This window comes from Pseudomonas sp. ADAK7, from assembly GCF_012935675.1.
Classification (GTDB): domain Bacteria; phylum Pseudomonadota; class Gammaproteobacteria; order Pseudomonadales; family Pseudomonadaceae; genus Aquipseudomonas.
In genome coordinates, this window is the sequence record NZ_CP052861.1 from 4,410,085 (window position 1) to 4,426,913 (window position 16,829).

The 16,829-nt window shown below is 60.1% G+C and carries 15 protein-coding genes; 11 read left to right on the forward strand and 4 right to left on the reverse strand.

Annotation, left to right across the window (positions count from 1 at the left end; genetic code table 11):
• Nucleotides 1–46 precede the first annotated feature (46 nt).
• The 6 genes from HKK53_RS20220 (at nt 47) to HKK53_RS20245 (ending at nt 7,035) form a co-directional block, all read left to right on the forward strand.
• Nucleotides 47–658 (forward strand): c-type cytochrome, encoded by a 612-nt coding sequence (locus tag HKK53_RS20220; protein WP_169372290.1) that lies wholly within the window; start codon nt 47–49, stop codon nt 656–658.
• 200 nt (nt 659–858) lie between these two features.
• Complete coding sequence (locus HKK53_RS20225) at nt 859–1,503, forward strand: thiol:disulfide interchange protein DsbA/DsbL (RefSeq protein ID WP_169372291.1); 645 nt, start codon at nt 859–861, stop codon at nt 1,501–1,503.
• 14 nt (nt 1,504–1,517) lie between these two features.
• Nucleotides 1,518–2,396, forward strand: a complete 879-nt coding sequence (locus tag HKK53_RS20230) for an endonuclease/exonuclease/phosphatase family protein (RefSeq protein WP_169372292.1) — start codon at nt 1,518–1,520, stop codon at nt 2,394–2,396.
• Nucleotides 2,393–4,459 (forward strand): diguanylate cyclase, encoded by a 2,067-nt coding sequence (locus tag HKK53_RS20235; protein WP_169372293.1) that lies wholly within the window; start codon nt 2,393–2,395, stop codon nt 4,457–4,459. Before HKK53_RS20230 ends, HKK53_RS20235 begins: the two co-directional genes overlap by 4 nt.
• A 103-nt stretch (nt 4,460–4,562) precedes the next feature.
• Nucleotides 4,563–5,345 carry an N-acetylmuramoyl-L-alanine amidase gene (locus tag HKK53_RS20240; protein WP_169372294.1) on the forward strand — a complete coding sequence of 261 codons (783 nt, stop codon included), beginning with the start codon at nt 4,563–4,565 and terminating at the stop codon, nt 5,343–5,345.
• Nucleotides 5,346–5,421: 76 nt separating this feature from the next.
• Nucleotides 5,422–7,035, forward strand: coding sequence for an EAL domain-containing protein (locus tag HKK53_RS20245; protein WP_169372295.1), 1,614 nt, complete (start codon nt 5,422–5,424; stop codon nt 7,033–7,035).
• Between the two features lie 7 nt (nt 7,036–7,042).
• On the opposite strand, the gene HKK53_RS20250 is transcribed toward HKK53_RS20245, so the two are convergent.
• Complete coding sequence (locus HKK53_RS20250) at nt 7,043–8,827, reverse strand: KinB sensor domain-containing domain (RefSeq protein WP_169372296.1); 1,785 nt, start codon at nt 8,825–8,827, stop codon at nt 7,043–7,045.
• A gap of 10 nt (nt 8,828–8,837) precedes the next feature.
• A complete protein-coding gene (algB, locus tag HKK53_RS20255; RefSeq protein WP_169372297.1) occupies nt 8,838–10,184 on the reverse strand; it encodes a sigma-54-dependent response regulator transcription factor AlgB in 1,347 nt (448 codons plus the stop codon).
• 439 nt (nt 10,185–10,623) lie between these two features.
• On the opposite strand from algB, the gene HKK53_RS20260 reads away from it, so the two are divergent.
• From HKK53_RS20260 to HKK53_RS20280, 5 genes are all read left to right on the forward strand, one after another.
• A complete protein-coding gene (locus HKK53_RS20260; protein WP_123513275.1) occupies nt 10,624–10,911 on the forward strand; it encodes a hypothetical protein in 288 nt (95 codons plus the stop codon).
• Nucleotides 10,912–11,008: 97 nt separating this feature from the next.
• A complete protein-coding gene (locus HKK53_RS20265; RefSeq protein ID WP_003177151.1) occupies nt 11,009–11,173 on the forward strand; it encodes a DUF1328 domain-containing protein in 165 nt (54 codons plus the stop codon).
• 2 nt (nt 11,174–11,175) lie between these two features.
• A complete protein-coding gene (locus HKK53_RS20270) occupies nt 11,176–11,640 on the forward strand; it encodes an inhibitor of vertebrate lysozyme family protein (protein ID WP_169372298.1) in 465 nt (154 codons plus the stop codon).
• A gap of 701 nt (nt 11,641–12,341) precedes the next feature.
• Complete coding sequence (gene gltP / locus HKK53_RS20275) at nt 12,342–13,673, forward strand: glutamate/aspartate:proton symporter GltP (RefSeq protein ID WP_169372299.1); 1,332 nt, start codon at nt 12,342–12,344, stop codon at nt 13,671–13,673.
• A 210-nt stretch (nt 13,674–13,883) separates the two neighbouring features.
• Nucleotides 13,884–15,113, forward strand: a complete 1,230-nt coding sequence (locus HKK53_RS20280) for a nucleoside recognition domain-containing protein (RefSeq protein ID WP_169372300.1) — start codon at nt 13,884–13,886, stop codon at nt 15,111–15,113.
• 138 nt (nt 15,114–15,251) lie between these two features.
• Here HKK53_RS20280 and HKK53_RS20285 read toward each other — a convergent pair whose 3' ends face one another.
• Nucleotides 15,252–15,893, reverse strand: coding sequence for an ABC-type transport auxiliary lipoprotein family protein (locus tag HKK53_RS20285; RefSeq protein WP_169372301.1), 642 nt, complete (start codon nt 15,891–15,893; stop codon nt 15,252–15,254).
• On the reverse strand, nt 15,890–16,828 hold the full coding sequence (locus HKK53_RS20290) for an MlaD family protein (protein ID WP_169372302.1): 939 nt from the start codon (nt 16,826–16,828) through the stop codon (nt 15,890–15,892). The genes HKK53_RS20285 and HKK53_RS20290 overlap by 4 nt, the downstream gene beginning before the upstream one ends.
• Nucleotide 16,829: the final 1 nt, after the last annotated feature.

A 16,829-nucleotide genomic window follows, 5' to 3' on the forward strand; every position in this document is an offset into this window, starting at 1 on the left:
ACCCGGCCCATAACTCTTTAACCCTTAGCCGTAGTTGGATTAGCTGATGAACAAATTGATCGTGAGTCTGCTGTTGACCGTGGGGATCTCCGGCATTGCCCATGCTGCAGGTGATGCAACCGCTGGCCAGGCGAAAGCCGCAGTGTGTGGCGCCTGTCATGGCCCGGATGGCAACAGCATGGCGCCTAACTTTCCGAAACTGGCAGGTCAGGGCGAGCGTTATCTGAACAAGCAGTTGCACGACATCAAGTCCGGCAAACGCACGGTACTGGAAATGACCGGCCTGCTGACCAACCTGAGCGATCAGGACCTGGCCGATATCGCCGCCTACTTCGCCAGCCAGAAAGGCAGCGTTGGCGCCGCCGACCCTAAAGTCGTGGCTCGCGGTGAAGCACTGTTCCGCGGTGGTGACCTGGCCAAGGGCCTGCCAGCCTGCACCGGCTGCCATTCGCCAAATGGCGCAGGCAACGCCGCCGCCGGCTTCCCGCACCTAGGTGGCCAGCACGCTCAATACATTGCCAAGCAACTGACCGACTTCCGCAAGGAAGAAGGCGGCCGCGCCAACGATGGCGACACCAAGACCATGCAGACCATCGCCAAACGGCTGAGCGACGAAGATATCGCCGCGGTCTCCAGCTACATCCAGGGCCTGCACTAGGGCCTGCGGATCGAGCGTTACGCTGGGCGGACATCTCCAGCAACGTTAACGCTCTATTAATCCGTCGCAGCAAGTATAAAAAGGGTGGCTTAGGCCGCCCTTTTTTGTGGCTGCTGCCGTTACACTACAGAACTCAAGCCCGCCAGGATCTGTCTGAAAACAGGTCGCGCGAGGCGACCCAAATTGTCCAGGAGTAAAGCATGCGTAATCTGATCATCAGCGCCGCACTCGTCGCTGCCAGCCTGTTCGGCATGAACGCGGTCCAGGCCGCCGAAGCACCTGCAGCACCTTATGTCGAACTCGCCAACGCGGTTCCCGTCGCTGTCCCTGGCAAGATCGAAGTGGTGGAGCTGTTCTGGTACGGTTGCCCGCATTGCTACGCATTCGAGCCAGTAATCAATCCATGGGTTGAAAAACTGCCTTCTGACGTGAACTTCGTCCGCATCCCTGCCATGTTCGGCGGCCCTTGGGATGCTCACGGGCAAATGTTCCTGACCCTGGAAGCCATGGGTGTCGAGAGCAAGGTGCATTCGGCCGTGTTCGAAGCGATCCAGAAAGAACACAAGAAGCTGACTGATCCAGCAGACATGGCGGAATTCCTGGCCACTCAGGGCGTCGACAAAGACAAGTTCCTGGCCACCTTCAATTCCTTCGCCATCAAAGGTCAAATCGTCAAAGCCAAAGAGCTGGCGAAGAAGTATGAGATCTCCGGCGTTCCAACCATGATCGTCAACGGCAAATATCGCTTTGACGTGGGCTCTGCCGGCGGTGCCGAACAAGCCCTGAAACTGGCCGACAAACTGGTCGACCAAGAGCGAGCGGCTAACAAGGCTGCCGCCAACTAAGCGCGGCCCCTGCCATGCGCCGCTGGGGTACTGAACGCGTCGTTGGCCTGCATGAAGCGCGGGTCAACTCGCATCACCTGGAATCGACGGGCCTGCCCGCAGACAGCCGTTTGCGTCTGCTCAGCTTCAACATCCAGGTTGGCATCAGTACCGAGCGCTATCGGCACTACCTGACCCGCGGCTGGCAACACCTGTTGCCGCACACCGGGCGCGCCGACAACCTGCAAAAGATCGGCAATCTGCTGGGCGACTTCGATCTGGTCGCCTTGCAGGAAGCCGATGGCGGCAGCCTGCGATCAGGCTACGTCAATCAAGTCGAACACCTGGCCCAACTCGGGGCCTTCCCCTACTGGTATCAACAACTCAATCGCAACCTCGGTCGCCTCGGCCAGCACAGCAATGGCGTGCTCAGCCGCCTGCGCCCATGGGCGATTGAAGATCACCCGCTACCGGGGCCCAAAGGCCGCGGGGCGATCCTGGTGCGCTTCGGCGAAGGTCCGGAGGCGTTGATCGTCGTGATGATGCACCTGGCCCTCGGCGCCCGTGTGCGCAGCCTGCAACTGGCCTACATCCGCGAATTGATCGGTGGCTACAAACACCAGGTGCTGATGGGTGACATGAACACCCACGCCAGCGACTTGCTGCAAAACTCCCCGTTGCGCGACCTCGGCCTGCTGGCGCCGCAACTGGAAGCGACGTTCCCCAGCTGGCGCCCGCAGCGCTGCCTGGACCACATTCTGCTCAGCCCGACGCTGACCCTGGAAAGAGTCGAAGTGCTGGCACAACCGATTTCCGATCACCTGCCGGTCGCGGTAGAGATTCGTTTGCCGGGTTCGCTCACGGCCGATGCATTCCCCGCGTTGAGTCCTGCCCCTCGCGGATCCCATGAATGAGCGACGAAGCACAACGCTGGAAAGAGAAGTACCTCAAAAGCATCGAACAACAGGAAAAACTCGAGCGTCGCTGGGACGCCCGACTCGACCTGTTGCGTCGCGGGTTGGTACGCAGCACCCTGGCGGCCGAGGGCACCGACCGCGCCGTTGACCTGTGCATGAAGGAAATGCGCGAAGTGGTGCGCACCGATGACATGGATGCCGGCCTCGCCGCACTGCTGCCACGCCTGGAAAAAGCCGTTCTAGACTCCGAGCAGCGTCGCGAAACCCGGGCCGACCAAGTCAGCGCGGCACTCAACGCGCTGGTCTCGCAACTCCAGGCATTGCCGCTCCCCCGGGAAGTCAGCCGGCCGCTCAAGACCTTTGCCAAGCAACTGGACGGGCGCGTCGGTCAGGCTCGCGAGATTCCTCTGCTGCTCAGCGAACTGAGCGGCTTGCAGGGCAAGGCCCTGAACCAATTGGAGAACCCTGCCGAACCTGGCCGCCCGGGTTTGCTCCAGCGGCTGTTCGGCAGTCGGGACGTGGAGGAAGCAGCGCCGCAGGTCGCTGCCCCCACAGTGCAGGCGCCGGTTTCAGCCCCCATCGCGGAACCGACACAGCCCAAGGCCGATGTCGCTCCCGTCGCTGATGTGCCGCAGCCGGTGCCGTCGATAGCCCCAGTCGCACCCACCGCCGCCGTCATAGCGGAACCGCCAACGCCGCAGACACTACCGGCGCCCGATATCGTGGCATTTGTCCCACCGGTTCTGGAGCCGCAAGTAGTCCGCGCCCAACCGCCAGTACCGCAGCCAGAGCCTGAACGGCCTGAAGAGCCAGCGCCACCGATCATCGCCCCTGCCGCCCAGGTTCAGCCGGCCTTCAATCCGGACGAACTGACCCCGGCGGCCACTCCCGAAACACCGGTATTCCTCGACAGCCTGCCCCTGCCTGCCGCAATGGCTCAAGCACTGGCCGCCATCGATCCTGAACACCCCGAGCAAGACATCCTCTATGCATTGCCGGACTCACCGGAGCCGTCCTACAGTTCCGTTGCCACGCACATCGAAGAGACGCTGCTGGGCTTGCTCGACGACTTGACGCTACCGGAACGCCATCGCCCGCAAGCCGAAGCAATGCGCGAACGCCTGCAAAATGGCCTGAACTGGTATGAGTTGCTGCCGATTCTCGACGATCTGGCGACCCTGATGCTGGCGATTACCGACAGCGGCCAGCATGAGTTCGAAGCGTACTTGCAGCAACTCAACGAGCGCCTCGAGTCGTTCCAGAGCAACCTGCAAGCCGCCAGCGACGGTCATGCCGATAACCGCTCCGCCGCGCGCGAGATGGACACGCAGATCCGCGAGCAGGTTGACGGTTTGCAAACCAGCATGCAGGACGCCGCAGACCTGGAAGACCTCAAGCACGTACTGGAAAACCATCTCGAAGGCCTGCTGGGCACCATGGACCAGCATCAGAAGCAGCGCGATGAACGCGAGCAGGAAGTCGCTGCGCGCCTGCATGGCCTCGCCGAACGGGTCGCGCACATGGAGCAAGAGGCGCTGGGCTACCGTGAGCACCTTGAAGAACAACGGCAAAAAGCTCTGATCGACCCACTGACCGGCCTGCCCAATCGCGCCGCCTGGAGCGAACGGCTGGAGCACGAAATCGGCGAATGGCAGCAGCACGGCAATACGCTGATGCTGGCCATGCTCGACCTCGACCACTTCAAACGCATCAATGATAACTACGGCCACTTGGCGGGTGACAAGGTGCTGAAAATCATCGCCAGCGTGCTGCGCAAACGCCTGCGCGGTTCGGATTTCATTGCTCGCTTCGGCGGTGAAGAGTTCGTGCTGTTAATGCCTGCGACTGTACCGACAGCCGGCGCAAAACTGCTGGAAATCCTGCGTGCATCGATCGAAGCCTGCCCTTTTCACTTCAAGGGCGAGCGCGTAACCATCACTATTTCCATGGGACTGACCGCGTTCAAACCTGGGGAACATAGCGATATGGTGCTTAAAAGAGCCGATCAGGCGCTCTATCGGGCCAAAAATGCCGGGCGTAACCGAGTGGAACTGGGCTAAGCGCCAATTGTTCCATTTTGTTTAAAGTGGCTCTTCGGCCTTCGTGGCGCAAGGCATTACGTTACACTGTTGCATTACAGTCCTGCGTGTATTGCCTTCTGCCATGAAATATCTTGCCCTCGCTCTGTCGCTTCTGCTGCTGGCCGGTTGTGCCAGCGGTCCGCGCTTCGATACCAGTCACCCTTCCGCCAACTTCGACAGCCGCGTGCAGTTTGTGGTGGTGCATTACACCTCCGCCTCGCTGGAGCGTTCGCTGCAGCTGTTGACCCATGGCGAGGTCAGCAGCCACTACCTGATCGGTGACGATAACGGCGCGACCATCTACAAACTGGTGGATGAGAATTTGCGCGCCTGGCACGCCGGGGAAAGCGAATGGCAAGGCCGGACGTGGCTGAACTCAAGCTCCATCGGCATCGAAATCGTCAATCCGGGCTTCCGCGACATGCCGACCGGCGGTCGCTTCTGGTACCCCTACAGCGAAGCCCAGGTCCAATCCTTGATCGTCCTGCTCAAGGACATCAGCAAACGCAATGGCATCAGCCCCCGGCACATCATCGGTCATAGCGACATCGCCCCGCTGCGCAAGCTGGATCCGGGTCCGTTGTTTCCCTGGAAGCGCTTGGCCGCCGAAGGCCTGGGCATCTGGCCAAACGAGCAGGCCGTCGCCCGTCGGCAAGTGCAATTCGAGGTAGAGCTGCCGAGCATCGGCTGGTTCCAGGAGCAACTGGCGCGCCTGGGTTACGCGACGCCGCAAACCGGCGAACTGGATGTGGCGACACGCCATGTGTTGGCGGCCTTCCAGATGCACTACCGCCCTTCTCGCTTCGACGGCATGCCGGATGCGCAAACCGCTGCCATGCTGCTGGTATTGAATCAGACAAAATAATGACGCCCGCCCGACGGTCAGCGCTTTTTCTCAATCAGCAGCTATAACTCATTGGTAATTCTTGGGATCTTCCAATATGCCTGCTGCTCGAGAGAGGTTGCGTAGTTGGTTCTATCGCCCGTTGTTTTTGGCGATGTTAGCGGCTGCCCTGAGTGCCACCCTGCTGATGGCCGGCAGTCTGTTTATCGCGATGCATCAAGTCGAGCAGAACGAAAGCCGGGAAATGAACGCCCAGGGCGAGCGCTTCCTCGCCCGTCTTGAGCAGATGTTCGGGCAACTGCGCGAAAGCCTTGATGATCTGGAAGCCCAACCGCTGCGAAGTTGCAACGATGAAATGATCGCCACCTTGCAGCAGATCAGCTTCAGTTATCGCTTCGTCTACGAAGCCGCCTATATGGATTCCACCCGGATTTGCTCCAACCGCCCTCGCCAGGAAGGGTTATCGATGATTCGGCCGTCGGACATCAAAGGCCCCGTCTACAGCTATTGGCTGAACACCACCACCGAACCCGATGAGAACCGCGCCGCGCTGATGCTCAGTCGCGGCAATTTCCGGGTGGCGACTTCTCGCGGGCACCTGACCGACATGGTCGACCTCTCTCCCGGTAGCAGCCTTCTGGTGGTGCTCGACAACGGGAAGCGGGCAATCCCGGTGCTGGGCGTCGAGCAGGCCTGGCCGCCCACGGAGCCCTGGCCGCCGAAAAGCCTCGATGCCCTGCAAGTGACTCAAAGCCGCCTGATTTACCGCATGCCCACCAATAATCCGGAATATCAGTTGGTACTGATCACTCCGCGCACCGCCATGCATGTGCCGGCGGTCTGGTGGTGGCTCCTGCCAGCAAGTCTGGCGCTGGGGATTATCGTGGGTTTCCTGGTATTTCTGCTGGTGCGCCAACGTCAGTCGCTGGACGTCGAACTGCAGGGCGCAATACGCCGAGGCGAGTTGCAGGTGTTGTATCAACCGATCTTCGACCTCGACAGTCGCAACTGCGTTGGCGCTGAAGCCCTGCTGCGCTGGCGCAGGCCGGATGGCACGCTGACCAGCCCCGATCTGTTTATCCCGATGGCAGAGAACACCGGTCAGATTCGCCAGATGACCGACTTCGTCCTGCAGCGTCTGCTGGAGCAACTGGGGCAACTGCTACGGGCCAATCCGCAGCTGTACATCTCGGTCAACCTGGCGGCCTGCGATGTCATGGTGCCGCGTATCGGCCAAGTCATGGCGCGTCTGCTGACCTTGCACCGGGTCGCTGCCAAGCAGATTGCCTTCGAAGTGACGGAGCGCGGTTTGATCGACGTGGTTGTGGCCCGGGAAAACCTGCAAGCCTTGCGCGATGTCGGGCATCAGGTGCTGATCGACGATTTTGGCACCGGCTATTGCAGCCTGGCCTACCTGCAAACCTTGCCGGTGGATTGCCTGAAAATCGACAAGGCCTTTATCGATGCCCTGGGCCATGACGCTGCCAGCAGTGGCGTGGCCCCGCACATCATTCACATGGCCCAGGCCCTGCAACTCAAGGTGATCGCCGAGGGCATCGAGCATGAAGCCCAGGCGGCATTCCTGAGCAGCGAGGGGGTGAAGTTCGGGCAGGGCTGGTTGTTCGCCCATGCGCTGAGCGCGGTGCAGTTCATCGAGCTGATTACCCGTGGCCGCCGGCTAACGGGCCGACGCCTGGATGACGAAGCGTAAAAACGCCTTAGACCGCCAACGCCATATAGAACTGCGTGCCCTGCCCCGGCCGCGAATAAACGCCCATCCGCCCGCCGTGCAATTGCACGATCTCCTTGCACAACGCCAATCCCAGCCCGGCGCCGCCCTTTTTGCGCCCGACCTGCACGAACGGCTCGAAAATCCGCCCCTGCTGACCGTAAGCAATGCCTTCGCCGTTATCCTCGACGCTGATAATCACCCGCTCGCCATGGCGCCGGGCCTGCAAGCGGATCTGCCCGTTCTCGGCGGTATGGCGCAGGGCATTGTCGATCAGGTTGTCGAGCACGCGGTCCAGTTGCGCCTGATCGGCCTGCAAGCGCGGCAAAGGCCCCTGCACTTCCACCAGCAAATCAATGCCGCGCTCTGCGGCCGACGCCGCAAAACGGCCTTGAGCCTGCTCCAGCAAGTCGTCGATGGAGCACGGCCCCAGCGTGAGTTTCTGCAAGCCGTTCTGGTAGCGGGAGAAGTTCAGCAAGTCGTTGATCAACTGCATCAAGCGCTGCATTTCTTCATTCACGGTATCCAGCAAGTCCGCTTCGCGGGAATCCGCTGGAAATTTCGCCCGCTCGCGAAACAGGCCGAACGCCATGTGCATTCCGGTGACCGGCGTGCGCAACTCATGGGACGCGCGCAACACGAACTCACTGCGCACCCGCTCGAATGCGCGCTGCTCGGTGACGTCATGCAACACCATCACCGCGCCGAGGATATGGCCTTGGATATGGCTGACCGGGGTCAGGCTGTAGGTCAACAACCGCGACTCGCCGTCGACTTCGATCGCCAAGTCTTCCGGTGCCCGCTCCAGCGTGCCGCCACGCAAGACCAGTTGCAGTTGCGCATCCAGCTCGGGACGTTCGAGCGCCGTACCCAAACCCTGGCCAAGACGATCGGTGTCCCAACCCAATTGCCGCTGCGCTACCGGGTTAAGGTGCTCCAGCTGGCCTGCGCGGTCGATCATCAGCAAACCGTCGTCGATACTGTCGAGCACCGCCTGCAAGCGTTGCTGGCCGGCCAGCAGTTCGTCGACATTGGTCGCCTGGTGCTCACGCAGCGCCTCGGCCATGATCCCGAAGCGCTTGGTCAGCTGGTTCATCTCCACCGCCGAGGAAATCGGCAGCGTCACTTCGAAATTGCCCTGGCCAATATTGTCCGCGGCCTGGGCCAACGCCTCGATCGGCGCGCCGAAGCGCCGGGCTATCGCATGGGCCGTGATGAAACCGATGATCAGCACCGCCAACCCGACCAAGCCGAGCAGGCCGGCGATCAACAATGCCCGGTCACGGGCCTGGCGCTGGGTATCGTTGATGTTGTCCAGCGCGCGCTTGTGTTCGGCGATCAGGCCGTTGCGCAGGGTGTTGAATTTTTCCGTGAGTGCTTCATTGCCAATCAACACGTGGGTCGGATCGCGGGATTCGTTGAACGCCTGGAGAAAACTCAGGTAATCCGTCTTGGCTTGATTGAAACCAAACTGGGCGCCCTCGCCCTCATGGGCGATGCCTTCATCGAGCAACTGAAAGTAATGCTGCTTGGAGGCTTCGAATGCCGCGGGATCAGGTTTCTCGCTGAGCATAATGATCAGTTGATCGCCCAGGGTCTGGCGCAGCTTGAGGCCCAGGTCGAGGGTGACAAAGTTGTTGCGGACCAAAGCCTCCTGGCTCCCGGCCATCTGCATCACGCTGACCAGCCCGAGCAACAGCCCGAGCAGCGCCACGGTGATGAGTGCGGAAATACTCAGGAACAGCCGGGTCCGCAACTTCATCGCCAGTTTCATCGGATGTCGCTCACAGGTTGTACTGCTTGCGTTTGCGGTAAAGGGTCGAGGCATCGATGCCCAAGGTCTTGGCCGCCTGGTCCAGGGTTCCGGCGGTGGCCAGTACGGCGCCGATGTGCGCTTTTTCCAGCTCATCCAGGCTCAACGCGGCGCCCACCCGTGGCGAATTATTGGCCGGTTGTTCGGCCATGCCCAAGTGACTGATCTCGACGCGCTCCTGCGGGCAGATGATGCTCGCCCGCTCCACCACGTTACGCAGCTCGCGGATGTTGCCCGGCCATCGATAGCTGAGCAACGCCTCCCGTGCCTCATCGCTGAAGCCCCGGGCCGGACGCGCATATTCCTTGACGAAGCGCGCGAGGAAGCGATCCGCCAGATTGAGGATGTCTTCGCTGCGCTCGCGCAACGGCGGCAGGTGCAAGGTGATGACGTTCAGGCGATAGAGCAAATCCTCACGGAAACGACCGTCGCGCACCATGTCCTCAAGGTTGAGGTTGGTCGCGGCGAGAATCCGCACATCGGCGCGACGGGTCACCGGATCGCCCACCCGCTCGTATTCCTTGTCCTGAATGAACCGGAGCAACTTGGGTTGCAATGTCAGGGGAAAATCGCCGATCTCGTCGAGAAACAGCGTGCCGCCATCCGCCTGATTGACTCGACCCAAAGTGCTTTCACTGGCGCCGGTAAAAGCACCGCGGCTGTGGCCGAACAGTTCGCTTTCCATCAGTTCTGCGGTCAACGAGGGGCAGTTGATGGTGACGCAGGATTTCTTCTCGCGCTTGCTCCAGCCGTGAATGGCCCGGGCCAGTTCACCTTTACCGGTCCCGGATTCACCAAGAATCAGAATGTTGGCATCGGTGCCGGCCACTTGCCGGGCGGTTTCGAGCACCACCTTCATCGCCGGGCTGTGGGAGTCCAGGCCATCCTTGGTCTTGCGCACTTCACCTTCCAGGGCTTCCAGGCGCGCCGAGAGTTGACGCACTTCCAGTTGCTTGGCGGTGGCCAGACGCAATTGATCCGGGCTGCAAGGTTTGACCAGGTAGTCGGCGGCGCCGGCCTGGATCGCATCGACCGCGGTATCGACGGCGGAATGTGCGGTCACAATCACCACGCGCATCCACGGCGCCTGAATACGCATCTGCGCCAGTACATCGAGGCCGTTGTCCTCGCCCAGGCGCAAATCCAGGAAGCACAGATCAAACACCTGACGTTGCAACAGTGCATCAGCCTGGGCCGCACTGTTGGCGGTGGCGACGGTATAGCCTTCGTCTTCGAGGCAATAGCGGAAGGTACGAAGGATGGCGGACTCGTCGTCTACCAGCAGAATGCGGCCTTGATGCTCAGCGGCTGATTCCATTTTCCTACGCTCCTTACTGAATGATTTTGGTTAGTCCCGGACAAATCGGGCAAGTTGCATGGTTGATTCTGGTCTATTCCAGCGCCGGCGGGGTAGATATCTACTAACCATTTCGCTAATAGCCTGATTTCATTAGTTTTTTGTAAAAACACCAGCATTTCGGCAATGGCCTACGTGAACGTCTGACATCTACGCCCTCCTCTCAATTCAAAATTTTTGAAAGTTCCTGCGAATCTTTCGTGCATTACGCACGACCGCCAGAGGTCCATCGTGCAGGATGCGCGCGGAACGATTTCCATCACAAACATAACTATTTGATTTTATTAGATTTTTTTCTTACGAAAAGCTGGCATGCAGGCTGCAATAGTCTTGTTAACGCAGGGCATTCACGGAATGAGCGCTCTCAACAAGATGACCACCCAGGTGGAGGAGCTACAGGATGAATCGCCAACGTGCCGCGCAACTGCGTATCTCGCCACTGCATATCCAGCAGGGCCTGTTCGCCATGCTCGCCCTTTCGATCACGTTGATCGGCGGCCAGCAGTTTGCCCGCTGGGAGCAGAGCCAGCAGCCAGAGGCGCCACGCCTGTCGATTCAACACGCCACCCAGACCCACTTCAGTGCCGTCAGCAGCAACCTCGCTGACAGCGCCCCGATGCGAATGATGGACGTCGACCAGGCCCAGCCTGTGGATCAGATGCCCCGTCAGGAACGTTGGGTGTTCTAAGCACCGGACTTGGCGCGATCGCTGCGCCGGGAAAAGCACCACACGCATGACCCTTTAATAAGCACCACTTCTAAATAGAAGCGTAAGGAGAATCACCATGTTGAGTTGGGCAATCACATTCTTGATCATTGCCATCATCGCCGCCGTATTGGGCTTCGGTGGTATCGCGGGCACCGCCACGGGTATCGCCAAGATTCTCTTTGTCGTGTTCCTGGTGATGTTCATTGCATCGTTCTTCTTTGGCCGTCGTGGTCGAGGCTGACTATGAGCGTTCTGTTTAAGACACTGGCAGCCGCCCTGCTTCTGGGCGGTAGTGCCATGGCGATGGCGGCCAATGATGGCCAGGCGCGGGCCAACGAGCTGTTGAGCTCGGACCCGCAGTACCGTGAAACGTGGACTAAAGTCGTTAAAAAGGAAGAGCGTCTGCCGGAATGGGTGATGAACCTGAGCGGCACATCCGAGCAAATGAATGCTGTCACTGAAGACGGCGATAAGTATTTGGTCGGGCAACTGTGTGAAGCACAGGACACCTGCCTGAACAATCGCTTGATCCTCGCATTCAGTCTCGACAAGAAAGATGCGTACGCGATGTGGGTGCAAGTGCCAGCGGGTCTGCCTGCCGACAAGTCACCGACGCGCCATGCCGACTACCGCTTCCTTGGGAAGCCTGACGAAGGCATGCAGAATCTTTTGATGGAAACACTGAAAAAAGATCCTAAGTGGTACTGAGTTTGAAACACGAGAGAAGCAGCCTTGCTTCTTTCCAGTGCGCCACCCGAGGAAGGCAGGCGCATGACCAAGGGGTCGGGACGTTCTGACTGTTTCAGGGTCGGAGTGACCTACGGGCACATGGAGTGCTTGCGCAAGGGCCAGGTCAGGTAATAAAGCTGCGACGCAAGTTCGCCGGCCCCGAGCGGCTCGACGGACTTGCGAAGAGCTTCAACGTGCAAAACGTTGATCTAGAGCACTCCGTTGTTTCCCCTCTGCTGCATATTCCCCGCAAAACCGTTTCGCGGTGTTTCTTCGCGACCGTATATCGAGAAACCCAAGCCTTTCTTGCGATGAATTTTCGACGCTAAACGTAGGAAATTTCCCAAGTTTTTGCCTGAATCAACCTGTTTAAAAAACAACCAACCTGCTCTGAAATGGCCGGTTCACGGCACTTATGCCTGCCGAAATGTCGTATTCGAACCGGTTGGGACGTCAGTTTCATAAAAAAAAGCTCATGCCGATTCGGCATAGGGTAGGCGTTTACGGCATTAGACGTCGCTTCCTTGCATCGGAATAGTTGCGCCTTTTTTCGCCTGCCGAAGAGCCGTAAATACGTGCTCGCGGGGCACCTTATACGGGGGCAGATGCACAAACTTTTCCGCTACTGAGCGTTCCAGTTCGCGCATCTGCCCGAGTCCAACTGAAGTAAGGGTAATGATATGAAGAAGGCAAAGCTTAGCCTCGCCTGGCAGATCCTCATCGGTCTGGTATTGGGGATAGCAATCGGTGCGCTGCTCAACCATTTCAGCGCCGAAAAAGCCTGGTGGATCAGCAACGTCCTGCAACCTGCGGGCGATATCTTTATCCGTCTGATCAAGATGATCGTGATCCCGATCGTGATCTCCTCGCTGGTGGTCGGTATTGCCGGCGTGGGTGATGCGAAGAAGCTCGGGCGCATCGGCCTCAAGACCATCCTTTACTTCGAAGTCGTTACCACCATCGCCATCCTGGTCGGTCTGGTGCTGGCGAACGTGGTCCATCCGGGCACCGGCATCGACATGAGCACCCTGGGTACTGTGGATATTTCCAAGTACCAGGCGACGGCCGCCGAGGTTCAGCATGAACACGCGTTCATCGAAACCATCCTCAACCTGATCCCGTCGAACATCTTCGCGGCCATGGCCCGCGGCGAAATGCTGCCGATCATCTTCTTCTCCGTGTTGTTCGGCCTCGGTCTGTCGAGCCTGCAATCGGACCTGCGCGAGCCGCTGGTGAAGATGTTCCAGGGCGTGTCCGAGAGCATGTTCAAAGTCACCCACATGATCATGAACTACGCCCCGATCGGCGTATTCGCCCTGATCGCGGTGACCGTGGCCAACTTCGGTTTCGCTTCCTTGCTGCCACTGGCCAAACTGGTGGTGCTGGTTTACTTCGCCATCGCCTTCTTCGCCTTCGTGGTGCTGGGCCTGATCGCCAGGCTGTTCGGCTTCTCGGTGATCAAGCTGATGCGCATCTTCAAGGATGAGCTGGTACTGGCTTACTCCACCGCCAGTTCCGAAACCGTGCTGCCGCGCGTGATCGAGAAGATGGAAGCCTACGGCGCGCCGAAAGCCATTTGCAGTTTCGTGGTGCCGACCGGTTACTCGTTCAACCTCGACGGTTCGACCCTGTACCAGAGCATCGCGGCGATCTTCATTGCCCAGCTCTACGGCATCGACCTGTCGATCAGCCAGCAATTGCTGCTGGTGCTGACGCTGATGGTCACCTCCAAAGGCATCGCCGGTGTACCGGGCGTGTCGTTCGTGGTGTTGCTGGCCACGCTGGGCAGCGTCGGTATTCCGCTGGAAGGCCTGGCGTTCATCGCCGGTGTCGACCGCATCATGGACATGGCGCGTACCGCACTGAACGTGATCGGCAATGCCCTGGCCGTGCTGGTTATCTCGCGCTGGGAAGGCATGTACGACGATGCCAAGGGCGAGCGCTACTGGAACTCCCTGCCGCACTGGCGCAGCAAGGAAAAATTGCCGGCGGGTGAAGTTTCCAAGAGCTGATGACACCCCTGTAGGAGTAAGGCTTGCCCGCGAAGAGGCTGGAACATTCAACATTTATGTTGACTGACACACCGCCTTCGCGGGCAAGCCTCGCTCCTACAGGGGGTAAGTGGATCAGTGCAGTGCCAAAACAAACCCCGGAGAAATCCGGGGTTTGTCGTTTCTGGCGACCCCGCTATCATTCGCCGCATTCTTCGGGGGATTTAACTGATGCTCAATGGCCTGTGGCTTGGCTTCTTCATCGTCGCAGCCGTGTCGGCGCTGGCGCAGTGGCTGATCGGCGGCAATGCCGGGATCTTCGCGGCGATGGTGGAAAGCATCTTCGCCATGGCCAAGCTGTCGGTAGAGGTCATGGTCCTGCTGTTCGGCACCCTGACCCTGTGGCTGGGCTTTCTGCGGATTGCCGAGAAGGCCGGCATCGTCGACTGGCTGGCCAAGGCCCTCGGCCCGTTGTTCCTGCGCCTGATGCCGGAAGTGCCGCCCGGTCACCCGGCCATCGGCCTGATCACCCTCAACTTCGCCGCCAACGGCCTGGGCCTGGACAATGCCGCGACGCCGATCGGCCTCAAGGCCATGAAGGCGCTGCAGGAGCTCAACCCCAGCGCCACGGTCGCCAGCAACGCGCAGATCCTGTTCCTGGTGCTCAACGCCTCGTCCCTGACCCTGTTGCCGGTGACGATCTTCATGTACCGCGCCCAGCAAGGCGCGCCGGACCCGACGCTAGTGTTCCTGCCGATCCTGCTCGCCACCAGTTGCTCGACCCTGGTCGGCCTGTTGTCGGTAGCGTTCATGCAACGCCTGCGCCTGTGGGACCCGGTGGTGCTTGCGTATCTGATTCCCGGTGCCTTGGCACTGGGTGGCTTCATGGCGCTGCTGGCGACGCTCTCAGCCACGGCACTGGCGGGGCTGTCCTCGATCCTCGGCAACCTGACGCTGTTCGGCCTGATCATGCTGTTCCTGATCATTGGCGCGCTACGCAAAGTGAAGGTCTACGAAGCGTTCGTCGAAGGTGCGAAGGAAGGCTTCGACGTGGCGAAAAATCTACTGCCGTACCTGGTGGCGATGCTGTGTGCGGTGGGCGTATTGCGCGCGTCCGGGGCGCTGGACTTCGGGCTGGACGGGATTCGTCATCTGGTGGAGTGGGCCGGTTGGGACACGCGCTTCGTCGATGCCTTGCCGACGGCGATGGTCAAGCCGTTCTCCGGCAGCGCCGCCCGGGCGATGCTGATCGAAACCATGAAGACTTCCGGGGTCGACAGCTTCCCGGCGCTGGTGGCGGCGACGATTCAGGGCAGTACCGAAACCACGTTCTACGTGCTGGCGGTGTACTTCGGCGCGGTGGGGATCCAGCGGGCGCGGCACGCGGTGGGGTGTGCGTTGCTGGCGGAGTTTGCCGGGGTGGTTGGTGCGATCGGGGTTTGTTATTGGTTCTTTGGTTAATAAAGATCCCTGTAGCAGCTGGCGCAGCCTGCGTTCGGCTGCGAAGCAGTCGTCAGTTCATTCTCCCGGATCTATCAGGAGGATTGCGGTGCCTGGTTTAGCGACTGCTTCGCAGCCGAACGCAGGCTGCGCCAGCTGCTACAGGGGATCGGCGGCATTCCTGACGCGCGGCGCGGCTTTCTGCCCTTGCTCAACCGCCCAGTTCACCACTTGCGCGGTCAGTTGATCGCTGGCCTGGCCGAACCCGGTGACTACCGCCGGGACTTGCACATCGTTTAGCGGCTGGCGCACTTCGAAGCGTCGACTGGCGAGGATGCGCTGGTCATAACCGCGCACCAGCAACGCGTCCAGACGAATCACCACACTGGCCGCAGTGCCCTGATATTCGGTCTGAAACGCCTGCAGATTGCCGCCCAACTCCAGATCTGCCTGGAAGTTGCTGTCGTCGGTGCTCAACAACGTCACCCGGCCATCGCGCTGGAAACCATCAAGCAAGCGGTTGCGCAGCAGCACCGGCGCCGGATCGCTCCAGCGCGAAGCCTTGTAGCTGCTGATCACATCACCCTGCGGGATCACCGCGATTTTCGGGCTGTTCAATATTTCGCTGGCCTGCGGTTTGGCCAGACGCAGCGACCACGCTTGCGTCGCGCCGGATTTGCCCATCACGCCGCTCTGCGCCGAGGGCAAACGATAAACATCCGACGGCTCGGACTTGGGCAAAATCGAGCAGGCACTGAGCAGCGCAAAACCGGCGAGGAGGGCGAGGTGAGTCAGCTTCATGGCGTGAATTCCTTGTTCTTGTCGCTGCCCAGCAAGTAACCGCTGGGGTTGGCTTCCAGGCGCTGGGAAATGGCCCGCAGCGAACTCAGGGTGTCGCGCAGTTCACGCACCGCCGGGGCCAGGCCATTGAGGCCCTGCATACCGCTGTTGAGGGAATCCTGATTGGTCGTCAGCAATGTGTTGATGGTCGCGCTGCTCTGTTCCAGCGACTTCATCGCCTGCTCGGCACTGCCGAACATCTGCTTGCCCTGATCGTTGAGCAAGCCATTGGCGTTACGCATCAGCGCCGAGGTCTGTTCCATCATGGTGTTGGCCTGTTTGCCGACCGACGCCAGTTGCTGCATGGCCTGACGAATATCGCCACGCTGGTCGGCGATGGTGCCGGTGGTTTGCTCCAGATGCTCAAGGGTCTTGCTGATGCGCTCGACATTCTCCGAAGAAAACATCTGATTGGCGTTGTGCATCAGCATGTTCACACCCGCCATCAAGTCGCCACTGTCGTTCAGCAGGCGGGCGATCGGCGAGGGCGATGCAATGATTGTCGGTAGTTCACCGTCCTTGCCTTTGAGTTTCGGACTCTGCGGAGTCCCGCCACTGAGCTGGATGATCGAGGTGCCGGTGATCCCGGTCAGCGCCAGGATCGCGTGGGTGTCTTCCTTGATCGGCGTATCGCCACCCAAACGAATCCGCGCCAACACCCGGCGCGGGTCTTTCGGGTCCAGGCGCAGGGTCACCACGTCACCGACCTTGATCCCGCTGTACTGCACGGCGCTGCCCTTGGACAGACCGCTGACCGCTTCGTTGAAGACGATTTCGTAATCCTTGAACTCGGTATCGACGCTGGACTTGGCCAGCCACAAACCGAAGAGCAGGGCGCCCGCCACCACAATCACGGTGAACAGGCCAATCAATACGTGATGGGCTCGGGTTTCCATG